The organism is Serratia sp. TSO36, assembly GCF_057808395.1.
Genome location: NZ_JBJZOU010000029.1, coordinates 40,275 through 53,921, shown reverse-complemented (window position 1 = coordinate 53,921; position 13,647 = coordinate 40,275). Strand labels below are relative to the sequence as shown.

The window sequence follows — 13,647 nt, the reverse complement described above, 5'->3', positions numbered from 1 at the left end:
TACTCACATGTCAGAACAAAACAGCACCGAAATGGCTTTCCAGATCCAACGTATTTATACCAAGGACATCTCTTTCGAAGCGCCGAATGCGCCGCAGGTTTTCCAGCAGGAATGGCAGCCGGAAGTTAAACTTGATCTGGATACCGCGTCCAGCCAGCTGGCTGACGAAGTGTATGAAGTGGTACTGCGCGTAACCGTGACGGCGACCCTGGGCGAAGAGACCGCGTTCCTGTGCGAAGTGCAACAGGCGGGCATCTTCTCGGTAGCAGGCATCGAAGGCACGCAGCTGGCGCATTGCCTGGGCGCATACTGCCCGAACATCCTGTTCCCGTATGCGCGCGAGTGCATCACCAGCCTGGTTTCCCGCGGTACGTTCCCGCAGCTGAACCTGGCACCGGTCAACTTTGACGCGCTGTTCATGAACTATCTGCAGCAGCAGGCGGAAGGCGAAGGTGCCGCACCACATCAGGATGCCTGATGAACACCGTCAATGCTTCAATGACTGTCATCGGTGCCGGCTCGTACGGCACCGCATTGGCCATTACGCTGGCGCGTAACGGCCACACCGTGGTGCTGTGGGGACATAACCCCGCGCAAGTTCAAACGTTGCAGCAAGATCGCTGCAATCAGGCGTTTCTGCCCGACGTTCCCTTCCCCGATACCCTGCTGCTTGAAGCCGATTTGGCGCGGGCGCTGGCGGCCAGCCGCGACGTGCTGGTGGTGGTGCCGAGCCACGTGTTCGGCGACGTGCTGCGCCAGCTGAAGCCGCATCTGCGCCCGGACGCCCGCATCGTGTGGGCCACCAAGGGGCTGGAAGCGGAAACCGGCCGGTTGCTGCAGGACGTGGCGCGTGAGGCGCTGGGCGAGGCGATCCCGCTGGCGGTGCTCTCTGGGCCGACGTTCGCCAAAGAGCTGGCCGCCGGCCTGCCGACGGCGATCGCGCTGGCGGCGACCGATGCGCAGTTCGCCGACGATCTGCAACAGCTGTTGCACTGCGGCAAGAGCTTCCGCGTCTACAGCAATCCCGATTTCATCGGCGTGCAGCTTGGCGGCGCGGTGAAGAACGTGATCGCCATCGGCGCCGGCATGTCCGACGGCATCGGTTTCGGCGCCAACGCCCGCACCGCGTTGATTACACGCGGGCTGGCGGAAATGAGCCGTCTGGGTTCTGCGCTGGGCGCCGATCCTTCGACGTTCATGGGCATGGCGGGGCTGGGGGATCTGGTGCTAACCTGCACGGACAACCAATCGCGCAACCGCCGCTTCGGCATTATGCTGGGGCAGGGCAAAGGCGTGCAGGAAGCGCAGGACAGCATCGGTCAGGTGGTCGAGGGCTATCGCAATACCAAAGAGGTGTTGGCGCTGGCGCAGCGGCACGGTGTGGAAATGCCGATCACTGAACAGATTTATCAGGTGCTTTACTGCCATAAAGACGCCCGCGAAGCGGCGCTGAGCCTGCTGGGGCGAGCCCGAAAGGACGAAAAACCCAGCGCGTGACATAAAACGATATGTCGGGGCAGCATGCTGACCCCGCTAATGACCTGGGCCGCTTCGCGCTACCGTGTGAAGCGGCCCGTTTGGCAAGGCAGAGAGGAATGTGATGTCGTCAGAAGAGTTGGAACAGGTCTGGAACAGCATTAAATCAGAAGCGCGAGCACTGGCTGATTGTGAACCGATGCTGGCCAGCTTTTTCCATGCGACGTTGCTCAAGCACGAGAACCTGGGCAGCGCGCTCAGCTATATGCTGGCCAACAAGCTGGCGACGCCGATCATGCCCGCCATCGCGGTGCGCGAGGTGGTGGAAGAGGCCTACAAGTCCGACAACCAGATGATCGTGTCGGCGGCGCGCGATATCCTCGCGGTACGGCTGCGCGACCCGGCGGTCGATAAATACTCCACGCCGCTGCTTTACCTGAAAGGGTTCCATGCGCTGCAGGCTTACCGCATCGGTCACTGGTTGTGGCAGCAAGGGCGGCAAGCGCTGGCTATCTACCTGCAAAATCAAATTTCCGTCGCCTTCGGCGTGGACATCCACCCGGCGGCGACCATCGGCTGCGGCATCATGCTCGACCACGCCACCGGCATCGTGATCGGTGAAACGGCGGTGGTGGAGAACAATGTCTCTATCCTGCAGTCGGTCACCCTGGGCGGTACCGGTAAAACCAGCGGCGACCGTCACCCGAAAATCCGCGAAGGGGTGATGATTGGCGCCGGCGCCAAAATTCTCGGCAATATCGAAGTGGGCAAGGGCGCGAAGATCGGCGCGGGCTCGGTGGTCTTGCAGGCGATACCGCCGCACACCACCGCCGCCGGCGTGCCGGCGCGCATCGTCGGGCGGCCGGAGAGCGATACGCCGTCGATGGATATGGACCAATACTTTAACGGCACCAATCACGGCTTCGAGTACGGCGACGGCATTTGAGCGCCGTCTGTGCAGCCATTCAGGGGGAGCTTCGGCTCCCCCTGTGTTTTTCAGGCGGCGGTCAGCCCTGTTTCGGGAAGTTGGTGATATCGGTGACGATGTCGTCGATCGCCGCCTTGACGTCATCCGCCGTGACCGGCGTGCTGTCGTTGTTGACGGTTTTGCCGTAGGCCTTGCGTACCACTTCCATCACCGTTTTACCGGTATCTTGGTCGATCAGCTCGCCTTCGATATACAGCGCGGTATTTTGCGTCCGGTGCCCGGTAGCAGCCATGGTGCTGGCGACCACCGCGGCGACCGGCACCACCTCATAGAATTTCATGTCTTCATTTTCGGCGGAAACGGCGGTGATGGCGAGCTTGGCCACCAGCACGCGCGAGCCCGTCGGGCTTGGCAGAATGGTGAAGCGGTTCTGCAGCGCGGTTTTGATCCGCTGGGTCGCGTAGGCCTTAATCTTGTTCAGCGTGTCCTGGCTGACGCGCGCCGTGGGTTTCTCCGCCGGGAAATAGACCACCGGTTGGAAATAGAGACCGCGATAGTTGGATTCCTTGTAGCTTGGATCTATCCAGCGCAGCGTTTTATGGCCGCTTGGCGAGGTGGTTTCCTGCAGTTTGCTGTAATCGGACAAGAAGCCCGAATACTGCGACGTTTGGGTGACTTTGGACGAACAACCCGCCAGCAACAGGCCCGCTGCCAGAACCGCCATGGCAACGCTCAAGCGTTGTTTCTTCATATGGTTTCCTATGATGAGTGGTGATTACCCTTACAAAACATAGCGCATTATCTACGCCTCATCGGGCATTTTCGGGGCCGGGCGTGCCCTGCCGCGGCCTTTTTTCAGGATCGTGATGCGCCGCCGGTTTTCGCCGCCAGCGCCGACGATAAGGCGGCGAGCAAGGCGTCTGCCTTGGCCAGCGTCTGGCGTTGCTCAGCTTGCCACCGGGGCAACAAGGGCCAGAGATCCGCCTGATGTTCTGCCTGCAGGCACCAGACCTCACGATCGTGCCAGTCGCCGAGAGCGCTTTGCGCCGCCTTGAGGCCCGCCATCGCGGCGGGAGAGAGGGGAAGGCGTCGCGGATAGGCTTCGGCCGCGTAGCGCAGGCGCTTTATCAGCAGCCGCAGGCGGTGGCGATCGTAGCCGGTATCGGCCAATGCCCGGCGCAATTGCTGTTGCTGGCGCTGCAGGCGTCGGTTCAGGCGGTGTTTGGCGGTGCGTCGCGCCGTGCGGCGGAAGCGGCGCGGCCAGGCGTGCAACAGCGAGGGAAAGTCGATGATCTGCGGATGGGCGAGCAGTTGACGGTAGCGGGCCTGAAGATCGCTCTGGCGCACGTTGGCCTGCCAATCCAGGCGATGGCGCGCCAGTTCGGCGATCAGTACCTCGAGATCGCGCAGCGGCGTCGTGAACCTGCCCAACTCGGCGGCGGCCCGATCGAGCCGCGTTGCGCCGGGGCAGCCGCGCAACGGGCGCAGCAGGCTGCGAATGCGGCGCAGACAGACGCGCAAGTCGTGCAGCGCTTCGGTGTCTTGCGCCTGTTGCAGCCGCAACAGCGCCTCGTTCAGCGCCGGCTCAAGCCGGCGAAGCTGGGTGACAATATCTGCGACGAAAGCCATGTGCCGTGCTCTGGAGAGGATGACCCTTTCAGTATGGCGCGTCGTCGCGGATTACGCCTTGATCAGCGCGCCGGCATAGTCCAGCTGCCGCCAGGCCTCATACACGACCACCGAGACGGCATTCGACAGGTTCATGCTGCGGCTTTGCGCCTGCATCGGGATGCGGATTTTTTGCTGCGCAGGCAGCGCATCGAGGATATCGGCGGGTAACCCGCGCGTTTCCGGGCCGAACAGCAGGTAGTCGCCGGCTTGATAGCTGACGGCGCTGTGCGCTGGCGTGCCTTTGGTGGTGAGGGCAAACAGCCGTTGCGGCTTTTCGGCGGCGAGAAAGGCGGCGTAATCGGCATGACGGCTGACGCGGGTGAACTCATGGTAGTCCAGCCCGGCGCGGCGCAGGCGCTTGTCGTCCCACGGGAAACCCAGCGGTTCGATCAGGTGCAGGTTAAAGCCGGTATTGGCGCACAGGCGGATGATATTGCCGGTGTTGGGTGGAATTTCGGGTTCAAATAAAACGATGTTCAGCATGTTGCAGGCCCCTCGTGAACGAGGGGCGCAGGATAGCAAACTCTTACTGTTCTGTCTTAGTCGACAGACGTTGATGATGCAGCGGCAGCCACAGCACCAACCGCAGGCCGCCAAGCGGACTGTCTTCGGCCTTCACCCAGCCGCGATGCTGGTTAATAGCCGCCTCGACTATTGCCAGGCCGAGGCCGGTGCCGCCGGATTCGCGGTCGCGCGCCTCGTCGGTGCGATAGAACGGACGGAAGATCTGCTCGCGGTCTTCGGCGCTGACGCCGGGGCCGTCGTCGTCAACCTGGATGGTCACGCCCTGATTATCGGCGCTGAACGCCACGGCGATGCGGGTGTGCGAATAACGCAGGGCGTTGCGCACGATGTTTTCCAACGCGCTGTCCAGCGCGCTCGCGTTGCCAAACAGCGTCCATGGGCCGGGCGGCGCGGTGATCTCCAACTGCTTGCCCATCTGTTCCGCTTCGAAACGGGCGTTGTCCAGCACGTCGGCCCACAGTTCGTTGGCCTTCAGCTGCTCGCGCGCCAGCTCGCTCTTCTGCTGACCGCGCGACAGCGCCAGCAGATCGTTGATCATCGAATCCAGCCGCTGCGCTTCGGTTTCGATGCGCGCCAGTTCGTGGCCTTCGCCGTGGCGGCGGCGCATCAGCGCGGTGGCCAGCTGCAGGCGCGTCAGCGGCGTGCGCAGCTCGTGCGAGATGTCCGATATCAGGCGTTGCTGAGCATTCATCATGCGTTCCAGCGCGCTGACCATCTGGTTGAAGCTGGCGCCGGTGGCCAGGAACTCCTGCGGGCCGGCCTCCAGTTCCGGATGCTGCTTCAGGTTGCCGCGCGCTACTTCATCGGCGGCGTTTTTCAGCTTGCGCGCCGGTTTCGCCAGGCTCCAGGCCAGCCACAGCAGCAGCGGGGCGCTGATCAGCATGGTGACGATCAGCAGCAGCAGCGGCCGGTCGAACATCAGGTTGATGAAATCGGATTGCGGGCTGTTGGCGGGACGGATCAGGTACAGCTGGTAGTTGTCTTCGCCGTCGCGCACCGCGAACGGCCCTACCAGCTCGACGCGGCCGTACTTTTTCTTCTTTGGATGATCCGAGTTGTCGGATTGGCCGATGAAGTTGCGGACGATCTGCATTTCATTGCGCTGCGCGCCGATCACCCGGCCTTCGCTGGTGACCAGCAGCAGGCGTTGGCCCGGCGGCGCCCATTTGTCGATGGCGCGGAACAGGCGGCGCCACCACATCAAATCGTTGGCCGGATCGTTTTGCAACTCGGCCTCCACGTGCTGTTCCAGCATCAATCCCTGCCGCTGTTCGCTGTCGAGCAGCGAGGTCATTTGGCGGGAGTCGAGCTTGGGCACCATCAGCACCAACATTAGCACCAGGGCTAACGTGAACCAGAAAATGGCGAAGATGCGTGCCGTCAAACTGTTGATCATGTTGCAGATACCATCAAATAACCACGCCCGCGCAGGGTTTTGAACCACGGATGCCCGTCTTTGCGATCCGGCAGCTTACGCCGCAGGTTGGAGATGTGCATGTCGATGGCGCGATCGAACGGGGTCAGGCGTTTGCCCAGCACTTCCTGGCTCAGCAGTTCGCGCGACACCACCTGGCCGAGATGCTGCGCCAGCAGGTAAAGCAGGGTGAATTCGGTGCCGGTCAGATCCAGCACCTGGCCGTCGAAGCTGGCCTCCTGGCGACCGGGGTTCAGCTGCAGGCCATCGACATCCAGCGTTGGGGCGCCGCTGTCGACCTGCTGCTGCTGTTCGCTCCAGTTGGAACGGCGCAGAATGGCGCGAATGCGCGCGACCAGTTCGCGATCGTTAAAGGGTTTCGGCAGGTAATCATCGGCGCCCAGCTCCAGGCCCAGCACGCGGTCCAGTTCGCTGCCGCGCGCGGTCAGCATGATGACCGGCGTCTGGTGATGTTGGCGCAGTTCTTTCAGCGTATCGATGCCGTTTTTCTTCGGCATCATGATGTCGAGCAGCAGCAGATCGACGGAGCTGTCCAGCAGCGACAACGCCTGCTCGCCATCGTGCGCGACGACGATATTAAAACCTTCCATTTCAAGCAGTTCTTTTAACAGCGAGGTCAACTCGCGGTCGTCGTCAACTAACAGAATCTTGTTCATTATGATTTACCTCCAGACGCAAAATACGTCATCAACTGTTGCCATTCCATGACTTTACGTAGTTTTACATGCACTGACGCAGGTTTTCAGGTGTAGCGGTACACTGCTCCTCGTTGATTCGCAAAGTGAGAAAGCTTGAGGAGTTGAAATGCGTAAGGTGACCGCATTAGTTATGGCATCACTGCTGGCAATTGGTTCGACCGCTGCCTTCGCTGCCGACACTATACCGGACACAGCCCAACCTCCCGGCAACGACGCGATGACCCGAATACCCGGCCAACACCATATGTTCGACGGTGTCAGCCTCAGCGAACAGCAGCGCCAGCAAATGCGCGACTTGATGCGCCAGGCCCGGCACGATCTGCCTGGTGTCAATGTAGCTGAAATGGAAGCCATGCATAAACTGGTGACCGCAGAGAAATTTGACGAAGCCGCCGTGTATGCCCAGGCGGAAAAGATGGCCCAACAGCAGGTCAAGCGCCAGGTCGAGATGGCCCGGGTGCGCAACCAAATGTATAACCTGCTGACGCCAGAGCAAAAAAGTGTTTTAGACCAGAAACATCAGCAGCGTATGCAGCAGATGGAGCAACAGATTTCTGGTTTGCAACAAGCTTCTGCCCAGAAGTGAAGTACGACTGAGTAGTCCCCTGTTTTTCCTTGCCATAGACACCATCCCTGTCTTCCCCGCCATGATGGCGGGGTTTTTTTTATCCGACATTTCGCTATATTGAGCGCCACACCTTTTGACCGGGATCCCTTGATGGAACAGCGCTATGCACGCCTGGTAAAGTCCGCTGCGTTGGCCGCTACCGCGCTGGCGTCGTCACTGCTGTTGATCAAAATCGTCGCCTGGTACCACACCGGTTCGGTCAGCCTGCTGGCGGCGCTGGTGGATTCGCTGGTCGATATCGCCGCCTCGCTGACCAACCTTCTGGTGGTGCGTTATTCGCTGCAGCCGGCCGATGCCGAGCATACCTTTGGCCACGGCAAAGCGGAGTCGCTGGCAGCGCTGGCGCAAAGCATGTTTATTTCCGGTTCCGCCCTGTTTTTGTTTCTCACCGGCTTCCAGCATTTGTATGCGCCGCAAACGCTGCGCGATCCCGGCGTTGGGGTCGTCGTGACGGTGATCGCGTTGATCAGCACCCTGATTCTGGTCACCTATCAACGTTGGGTGGTCAGAAAAACGCGCAGCCAGGCGGTGCGTGCAGATATGCTGCATTATCAGTCAGATGTCATGATGAATGGTGCTATTCTTATCGCTCTTGGGCTAAGCTGGTACGGCTTCCGGCGGGCGGACGCGCTGTTCGCGCTGGGCATCGGCGTTTACATCCTGTATAGCGCGCTGCGCATGGGCTACGAAGCGGTGCAGTCGCTGCTGGATCGGGCGTTGCCGGATGACGAGCGCCAGGCGATTATCGAGGTGGTTTCCTCCTGGCCCGGGGTGAAAGGCGCGCACGATCTGCGCACGCGGCAGTCGGGGCCGACGCGTTTCATCCAACTGCATCTGGAGATGGAAGACACGCTGCCGCTGCGCGAGGCGCACCGGTTGGCCGATCAGGTGGAACAGGCGCTGCGGCAACGTTTTTCGGGGGCGGACGTCATCATTCACCTGGATCCGTGCTCCGTGGTGCCGCCGGGTAGGCAGGGGCATTGGGAGCTATAATCAGATAGAGGCACAGATCGAAGTATTATCATGAATATCTGAGTTAGCTCAGCGTGCCATGCGGTGTTTTTACCGTTATATTGCGTGACTTGAATCAATTCAGCTGGGTGTTTTTGATATAATATCCAGCAATAAGCCGTAAAGCTGGTTTTCTGCAGCCGGAGAGGTTTCAAGACGATCGGCGGAGACAGAATTCTTAAGAAATTGCATCTACACAGTTCAGAGGTAGTCATGATCAAGAAAATCGGTGTACTGACGAGCGGCGGTGATTCGCCGGGTATGAACGCTGCAATCCGCGGCGTTGTGCGTTCTGCGCTTTCAGAAGGTCTGGAAGTTTTTGGTATTTACGATGGCTACCTTGGCTTGTACGAAGATCGCATGGAGCAGCTGGACCGCTATAGCGTGTCCGACATGATCAACCGCGGTGGCACCTTCCTCGGCTCTGCCCGCTTCCCGGAGTTCAGGGATGAAAACGTGCGCGCCAAGGCGATTGAAAACCTGAAGAATCGCGGCATCGACGCGCTGGTGGTGATCGGCGGCGACGGTTCCTACATGGGCGCCAAACGCCTGACGGAAGAAGGCTTCCCGTGCATCGGTCTGCCGGGCACCATCGATAACGACGTTGCCGGCACCGACTACACCATCGGTTACTTCACCGCGCTGGAAACCGTGGTGGAAGCGATTGACCGCCTGCGCGATACCTCCTCTTCGCACCAGCGTATCTCCATCGTGGAAGTGATGGGCCGTTACTGCGGCGATCTGACGCTGGCGGCGGCGATTGCCGGCGGCTGCGAATTCATCGTGCTGCCTGAAATCGAATTCAACCGCGAAGATCTGGTGTGCGAAATCAAGGCCGGTATCGCCAAGGGTAAAAAACACGCCATCGTGGCGATCACCGAGCACATCTGCGACATCGATGAGCTGGCGCGCCACATCGAGCAGGAAACCAAGCGTGAAACCCGCGCCACCGTGCTGGGCCACATTCAACGCGGCGGTTCACCGGTTGCCTACGACCGCATCCTGGCCTCGCGCATGGGCGCCTACGCCATCGAGCTGCTGCTGCAGGGCTACGGCGGCCGCTGCGTCGGTATCCAGAACGAAAAAATGGTGCACCACGACATCATCGACGCGATCGAAAACATGAAGCGTCCGTTCAAGGGCGACTGGCTGGAAACGGCGAAAAAGCTGTACTGATACGCCGCTCACCGCACGACAAAAGAGCCTCCGCTTGCGGGGGCTTTTTGATGCCCGCTGGCGATATATTCCGGAATCATCTATCCCAAAATTTTTTATTCTTTAATTGCCGGGAAAGTTTCTGGCAGGCTCTGATGCTAAACCAACCGATTGAGGTTGCGCTTAATTTTCTGGGAGAGCCTGTCGATGCGTAAATGGGGTGTAGGTCTGACATTGGTGCTGTTGGCGTCCGGCGCCATGGCGAAGGATATTCAGTTGCTGAACGTGTCATACGATCCGACGCGTGAGTTCTATCAGGCTTACAACACGGCATTCAGCAAGCACTATCAGGCGGAAACCGGCGACAAGGTGACGGTGCGCCAGTCGCATGGCGGATCCGGCAAACAGGCGACCTCGGTGATCAACGGCATCGAGGCCGACGTGGTGACGCTGGCGTTAGCTTATGACGTCGATGCCATCGCCGAACGCGGGCGCATCGAGAAAGACTGGATCAAGCGCCTGCCGGACAACTCGGCGCCTTACACCTCGACCATCGTCTTCCTGGTGCGCAAAGGCAACCCGAAACAAATTCACGACTGGCCCGATTTGATCAAGCCGGGCGTGTCGGTGATCACCCCGAACCCGAAAACCTCCGGCGGCGCCCGCTGGAACTACCTGGCCGCCTGGGGCTACGCGTTGCACCACAACAACAACGATAAGGCCAAGGCGCAGGACTTCGTCAAAAACTTGTACAAGAACGTCGAAGTGCTGGATTCCGGCGCGCGCGGCGCGACCAACACCTTCGTTGAGCGCGGCATCGGCGATGTGCTGATCGCCTGGGAAAACGAAGCGCTGCTGGCGGAGAAAGAGCTCGGCAAAGACAAGTTCGAGATTATTACGCCGAGCGAATCGATCCTGGCCGAACCGACGGTGTCAGTGGTGGATAAGGTGGTCGATAAACGCGGTACCCGCGACGTGGCGACCGCCTACCTGAAGTATCTGTATTCGCCGGAAGGGCAGACCATCGCGGCGCAGCACTATTACCGTCCGCGCGATGCGGCGGTGGCGGCCAAGTTTGCCGGGCAGTTCCCGCAGCTGAAGCTGTTCACCGTGGATGACACCTTCGGCGGCTGGACCGAAGCGCAGAAGGTGCACTTCGCCACCGGCGGCGTGTTCGACGAGATAAGCAAACGCTGATGCCGGTTGAGCGGCAATAAAAAACCCCGGCAAGCCGGGGTTTTTTTATGGCAGGCCTAAGGGAATCAGGCTTTTTTTGCTGCGGCAGCGGCTTTGACGATCACGGCGAAAGCGTCGGCTTTCAGCGAGGCGCCGCCAACCAGCGCGCCGTCGATGTCCGGCTGAGAGAACAGCTCTGCGGCGTTCTTGTCGTTCACCGAACCGCCGTACTGGATGATGATTTCAGCGGCAACCGCGGCATCGTGCTTGGCGATGTGGTCACGGATAAATTTGTGCACGGCCTGCGCCTGCGCAGGGGTAGCGGATTTGCCGGTGCCGATGGCCCAGACCGGCTCATAGGCGATCACGGTGCCTTTCATCGCCGGTGCGCCCAGCGTTTTCAGCACGGCGTCGATCTGGCGCGCGCACACTTCTTCGGTTTTGCCCGCGGCGTTTTCCGCTTCGGTTTCACCGATGCACAGCACCGGGATCAAGCCGGCTTCTTTCAGCACGGCGAATTTCTCGGCGATGACTTCGTCGCTTTCTTTGTGGTAGGTGCGGCGCTCGGAGTGGCCGATGATGATGTACTGGGCACCGACGTCTTTCAGCATGTTGGCGGAAACTTCACCGGTGAAGGCGCCGGACAGGTTAACGTCCACGTTCTGCGCGCCCAGCGCGATGCGGCTGCCGGCCAGCGCGTGCTTGGCCTGATCCAGATACATCACCGGCGGGGCGATGGCGACGCCACAGCCGTCAACGCTGCTCAGCTCATTGCGCAGGCCGGCGATCAGTTCGTTGACCATGTGGGTGCTGCCGTTAAGCTTCCAGTTACCCATAACTAATGGATGACGCATGTTTTTTCCTCCAACTAGGGAACGCGAGAGTCGAAATGACAACTGCCGGACCGGCAGTTTACCTGCCCAACAGTATAGAGATCATTAAGCGCGAAGGCTTTGCTTTTCGTCATTAAATGCCGCGCCGTTACGGCTCGGAAAGCGCCAGCTTAATCGGTTCAACCGCGAAGGTTACGCCTTTATCGCCGTTGTCCGAAACGACATAGCGAATGGCGCCGACCTGCTGTTGGTAAAAGCGCGATCCTTTGCCTTTTTCCAGCAGGCTGTTCACCTTGTTCTGGCTCTGTTCCACAGTCAACGCCGGTTCGAACTGGCGCATCAGCGCCGCCATGTAGCTGATGGCGATGGCGCGCGCGGCTTTTTCTTCATTGGTCTGCTGCAGCGGCAGATGAGTGATCTGCAACGTTTTGATTTTACCGGTGCCTTTCTCCAGCGCGGTGGAGGCGTACAGGTTTTCGTTGAGTTTGCTGGCGGCGCGCGTCAGCAGCGGCGAATCGTCTTCGGCGGCGGGAATGGCGCGGAATTCGCCAATCGGCAGCTTCGGGTTGTCGCGGTTGTATTTTTCGCGGAATTTGACCACCGTCAGATCGAACGTCGGCGCCCCGGCCAGCAGGTAAGGTGCGGCGGGCGTCGCTTCGGTGGGCGGCGGATCGGCCCAGGCGCTGGCGGCCGCCTGCAGCAGGCAGGCGATGACGAGGGTTTTTCTCAGCATGGCGTATGGCATCAAGGACAAAGATGGCTCCGATTAAAGCGATAACCCGCGGGGCTTGTCAAAGATCCCACGCCATTATCGGTTCGCTGACGAGAAAGCTGTGCGGCGCACCGCGTTATGCAAGGCGGAAAACTCGGCCCGGCAGCGCCTATGTTACACTGCGGCGCAGAATATGGGCAGGCTTAGAGCGCAGGAATCGATGACGTTACAACAGTGGTGTTTTTCTTTTAAGGGCCGCATCGGGCGGCGCGACTTCTGGATTTGGATGGGGCTGTGGCTGGCGCTGATGGCGGCGGCGTTTACGCTGGCCAATTATCAGCTGATCGCCATCCAATCCATCGCCTTCTTTATCGTGGCGTTGCTGTGGCCGACGGCGGCGGTGCTGGTCAAGCGCCTGCACGATCGCAACAAGGCCGGCTGGTGGGCGCTGCTGCTGATCCTGGCGTGGATGCTGGCGGCGGGGAACTGGCAGATGCTGGCGCCGATCTGGCAATGGGGCGTCGGGCGTTTCATTCCGACGCTGATTATCGTGATGATGATGATCGATCTGGGTGCCTTCGTCGGCACGCCGGGGGATAACCGGTTCGGCCCGGAAGCCGAACCGGTGAAGTTCCGCTGATCCCCTTCGGGTTACCAGTAGTGTTCGCTGGTGATGTGGCCCGGCTTGCGGCGCAGGTGCTTGCGCATCTGGCGGTGGTCTTTCAGCGTTTGCTGGGTGTCCCGCACCATTTGTGGGTTGCCGCACAGCATCACGTGGCTGGTTTCGGCGTCGATGGTCAAGCCGATCGCCGCTTCCAACCGGCCGTCCTCGATCAGCGCCGGTACGCGGCCGGTCAATGAACCGGGCGCCTCTTCGCGGCTGACGACGGTCTGGATGCGCAGCTTGCCGTTGTAGCGCTGCTGCAGTTGCTGCATCAGCGGCAGGTAGCTCAGGTCACGCGCAAAGCGCGCGGCGTGCACCAGCACCAGGTTGTTGAAGCGCTCTAGCCCGATGCCCTGCTGCAGAATCGATAAATAGGGGCCGATGGCGGTGCCGGTCGCCAGCATCCACAGCGTGTCGCAGTCGGGCACCTCGTCCAGCACGAAGAAGCCGGCGGCTTCTTTGGTTACCATCACGTCCGAGCCCGGCTGCAGTTGATTGAGGCGAGGGCTCAGTTTGCCTTCCGGCACGGTGACCAGATAGAACTCCAGATTGGCGTCGTCGGGGGCATTGACGTAGGAGTAGGCGCGCTGCACCCGTTCGCCGTCGATCTCCAGCGCCAGCTTGGCGAATTGCCCGGCGGTGAAAGGATCGATAGGGGCATTGACCACCAGGCTGAACAGCCCGTCGGTCCATTGTTTTACCTGCGTAACCTTGCCGTTTACCCATTCAGCCATA

16 protein-coding genes are annotated in these 13,647 nt (G+C 60.4%); 8 read left to right on the top strand and 8 right to left on the bottom strand.

Going from position 1 to position 13,647, the window contains the following annotated elements; translation table 11 throughout:
• Positions 1 to 7 precede the first annotated feature (7 nt).
• The 3 genes from secB to cysE all read left to right on the top strand — a co-directional run bounded on the left by secB (position 8) and on the right by cysE (position 2,422).
• The gene (gene secB / locus ACK3CV_RS24450) at positions 8 to 478 is read left to right on the top strand and encodes a protein-export chaperone SecB (protein WP_004931139.1); all 471 of its coding nucleotides are present in this window, start codon (positions 8 to 10) and stop codon (positions 476 to 478) included.
• Positions 478 to 1,497 carry an NAD(P)H-dependent glycerol-3-phosphate dehydrogenase gene (gene gpsA / locus ACK3CV_RS24445; protein ID WP_033636456.1) on the top strand — a complete coding sequence of 340 codons (1,020 nt, stop codon included), beginning with the start codon at positions 478 to 480 and terminating at the stop codon, positions 1,495 to 1,497. Before secB ends, gpsA begins: the two co-directional genes overlap by 1 nt.
• Before the next feature lie 103 nt (positions 1,498 to 1,600).
• A complete protein-coding gene (gene cysE / locus ACK3CV_RS24440) occupies positions 1,601 to 2,422 on the top strand; it encodes a serine O-acetyltransferase (protein ID WP_004931135.1) in 822 nt (273 codons plus the stop codon).
• 61 nt (positions 2,423 to 2,483) lie between these two features.
• Here the strand turns inward: cysE and ACK3CV_RS24435 are convergent, their stop codons facing one another.
• The 5 genes from ACK3CV_RS24435 to cpxR form a co-directional block, all read right to left on the bottom strand.
• Entirely contained in the window at positions 2,484 to 3,155 is a 672-nt protein-coding gene (locus ACK3CV_RS24435; protein ID WP_039569514.1) for a DUF3313 domain-containing protein, read from the bottom strand.
• A gap of 104 nt (positions 3,156 to 3,259) precedes the next feature.
• Positions 3,260 to 4,033 carry a CHAD domain-containing protein gene (locus tag ACK3CV_RS24430; RefSeq protein WP_164040066.1) on the bottom strand — a complete coding sequence of 258 codons (774 nt, stop codon included), beginning with the start codon at positions 4,031 to 4,033 and terminating at the stop codon, positions 3,260 to 3,262.
• A 51-nt stretch (positions 4,034 to 4,084) separates the two neighbouring features.
• Positions 4,085 to 4,558, bottom strand: a complete 474-nt coding sequence (trmL, locus tag ACK3CV_RS24425; RefSeq protein ID WP_033636451.1) for a tRNA (uridine(34)/cytosine(34)/5-carboxymethylaminomethyluridine(34)-2'-O)-methyltransferase TrmL — start codon at positions 4,556 to 4,558, stop codon at positions 4,085 to 4,087.
• Positions 4,559 to 4,601: 43 nt separating this feature from the next.
• Positions 4,602 to 5,996 carry an envelope stress sensor histidine kinase CpxA gene (gene cpxA / locus ACK3CV_RS24420; protein WP_033636450.1) on the bottom strand — a complete coding sequence of 465 codons (1,395 nt, stop codon included), beginning with the start codon at positions 5,994 to 5,996 and terminating at the stop codon, positions 4,602 to 4,604.
• Positions 5,993 to 6,691, bottom strand: coding sequence for an envelope stress response regulator transcription factor CpxR (gene cpxR / locus ACK3CV_RS24415; RefSeq protein ID WP_004931124.1), 699 nt, complete (start codon positions 6,689 to 6,691; stop codon positions 5,993 to 5,995). Before cpxR ends, cpxA begins: the two co-directional genes overlap by 4 nt.
• Positions 6,692 to 6,839: 148 nt before the next feature.
• On the opposite strand from cpxR, the gene cpxP reads away from it, so the two are divergent.
• From cpxP to ACK3CV_RS24395, 4 genes are all read left to right on the top strand, one after another.
• Complete coding sequence (gene cpxP, locus ACK3CV_RS24410) at positions 6,840 to 7,319, top strand: cell-envelope stress modulator CpxP (protein WP_004931122.1); 480 nt, start codon at positions 6,840 to 6,842, stop codon at positions 7,317 to 7,319.
• Between the two features lie 132 nt (positions 7,320 to 7,451).
• Complete coding sequence (fieF, locus tag ACK3CV_RS24405) at positions 7,452 to 8,354, top strand: CDF family cation-efflux transporter FieF (protein ID WP_033636449.1); 903 nt, start codon at positions 7,452 to 7,454, stop codon at positions 8,352 to 8,354.
• A gap of 231 nt (positions 8,355 to 8,585) precedes the next feature.
• Positions 8,586 to 9,548 carry a 6-phosphofructokinase gene (pfkA, locus tag ACK3CV_RS24400; RefSeq protein ID WP_004931116.1) on the top strand — a complete coding sequence of 321 codons (963 nt, stop codon included), beginning with the start codon at positions 8,586 to 8,588 and terminating at the stop codon, positions 9,546 to 9,548.
• A 186-nt stretch (positions 9,549 to 9,734) separates the two neighbouring features.
• Positions 9,735 to 10,724, top strand: a complete 990-nt coding sequence (locus ACK3CV_RS24395; protein ID WP_033636447.1) for a sulfate ABC transporter substrate-binding protein — start codon at positions 9,735 to 9,737, stop codon at positions 10,722 to 10,724.
• Between the two features lie 65 nt (positions 10,725 to 10,789).
• On the opposite strand, the gene tpiA is transcribed toward ACK3CV_RS24395, so the two are convergent.
• Together tpiA and ACK3CV_RS24385 are read right to left on the bottom strand one after the other, a co-directional pair.
• A complete protein-coding gene (gene tpiA, locus ACK3CV_RS24390; protein ID WP_004931113.1) occupies positions 10,790 to 11,557 on the bottom strand; it encodes a triose-phosphate isomerase in 768 nt (255 codons plus the stop codon).
• A 127-nt stretch (positions 11,558 to 11,684) separates the two neighbouring features.
• Complete coding sequence (locus ACK3CV_RS24385; RefSeq protein ID WP_049234145.1) at positions 11,685 to 12,269, bottom strand: DUF1454 family protein; 585 nt, start codon at positions 12,267 to 12,269, stop codon at positions 11,685 to 11,687.
• Positions 12,270 to 12,468: 199 nt separating this feature from the next.
• On the opposite strand from ACK3CV_RS24385, the gene ACK3CV_RS24380 reads away from it, so the two are divergent.
• Positions 12,469 to 12,888 carry a DUF805 domain-containing protein gene (locus ACK3CV_RS24380; RefSeq protein ID WP_033639143.1) on the top strand — a complete coding sequence of 140 codons (420 nt, stop codon included), beginning with the start codon at positions 12,469 to 12,471 and terminating at the stop codon, positions 12,886 to 12,888.
• Positions 12,889 to 12,899: 11 nt separating this feature from the next.
• Here the strand turns inward: ACK3CV_RS24380 and fpr are convergent, their stop codons facing one another.
• Positions 12,900 to 13,646, bottom strand: coding sequence for a ferredoxin--NADP(+) reductase (gene fpr, locus ACK3CV_RS24375; protein WP_033636442.1), 747 nt, complete (start codon positions 13,644 to 13,646; stop codon positions 12,900 to 12,902).
• Position 13,647 lies beyond the last annotated feature (1 nt).

Excerpts from the sequence above, each read along its gene's own strand:
- tpiA (WP_004931113.1), bottom strand. The coding sequence starts at position 11,557 with ATGCGTCATCCATTAGTTATGGGTAACTGGAAGCTTAACGGCAGCACC.
- secB (WP_004931139.1), top strand. The coding sequence starts at position 8 with ATGTCAGAACAAAACAGCACCGAAATGGCTTTCCAGATCCAACGTATT.
- cysE (WP_004931135.1), top strand. The coding sequence starts at position 1,601 with ATGTCGTCAGAAGAGTTGGAACAGGTCTGGAACAGCATTAAATCAGAA.
- ACK3CV_RS24385 (WP_049234145.1), bottom strand. The coding sequence starts at position 12,269 with ATGCTGAGAAAAACCCTCGTCATCGCCTGCCTGCTGCAGGCGGCCGCC.
- ACK3CV_RS24430 (WP_164040066.1), bottom strand. The coding sequence starts at position 4,033 with ATGGCTTTCGTCGCAGATATTGTCACCCAGCTTCGCCGGCTTGAGCCG.
- ACK3CV_RS24395 (WP_033636447.1), top strand. The coding sequence starts at position 9,735 with ATGCGTAAATGGGGTGTAGGTCTGACATTGGTGCTGTTGGCGTCCGGC.
- pfkA (WP_004931116.1), top strand. The coding sequence starts at position 8,586 with ATGATCAAGAAAATCGGTGTACTGACGAGCGGCGGTGATTCGCCGGGT.
- gpsA (WP_033636456.1), top strand. The coding sequence starts at position 478 with ATGAACACCGTCAATGCTTCAATGACTGTCATCGGTGCCGGCTCGTAC.
- fpr (WP_033636442.1), bottom strand. The coding sequence starts at position 13,646 with ATGGCTGAATGGGTAAACGGCAAGGTTACGCAGGTAAAACAATGGACC.
- cpxR (WP_004931124.1), bottom strand. The coding sequence starts at position 6,691 with ATGAACAAGATTCTGTTAGTTGACGACGACCGCGAGTTGACCTCGCTG.
- ACK3CV_RS24380 (WP_033639143.1), top strand. The coding sequence starts at position 12,469 with ATGACGTTACAACAGTGGTGTTTTTCTTTTAAGGGCCGCATCGGGCGG.
- cpxP (WP_004931122.1), top strand. The coding sequence starts at position 6,840 with ATGCGTAAGGTGACCGCATTAGTTATGGCATCACTGCTGGCAATTGGT.
- trmL (WP_033636451.1), bottom strand. The coding sequence starts at position 4,558 with ATGCTGAACATCGTTTTATTTGAACCCGAAATTCCACCCAACACCGGC.
- ACK3CV_RS24435 (WP_039569514.1), bottom strand. The coding sequence starts at position 3,155 with ATGAAGAAACAACGCTTGAGCGTTGCCATGGCGGTTCTGGCAGCGGGC.
- cpxA (WP_033636450.1), bottom strand. The coding sequence starts at position 5,996 with ATGATCAACAGTTTGACGGCACGCATCTTCGCCATTTTCTGGTTCACG.
- fieF (WP_033636449.1), top strand. The coding sequence starts at position 7,452 with ATGGAACAGCGCTATGCACGCCTGGTAAAGTCCGCTGCGTTGGCCGCT.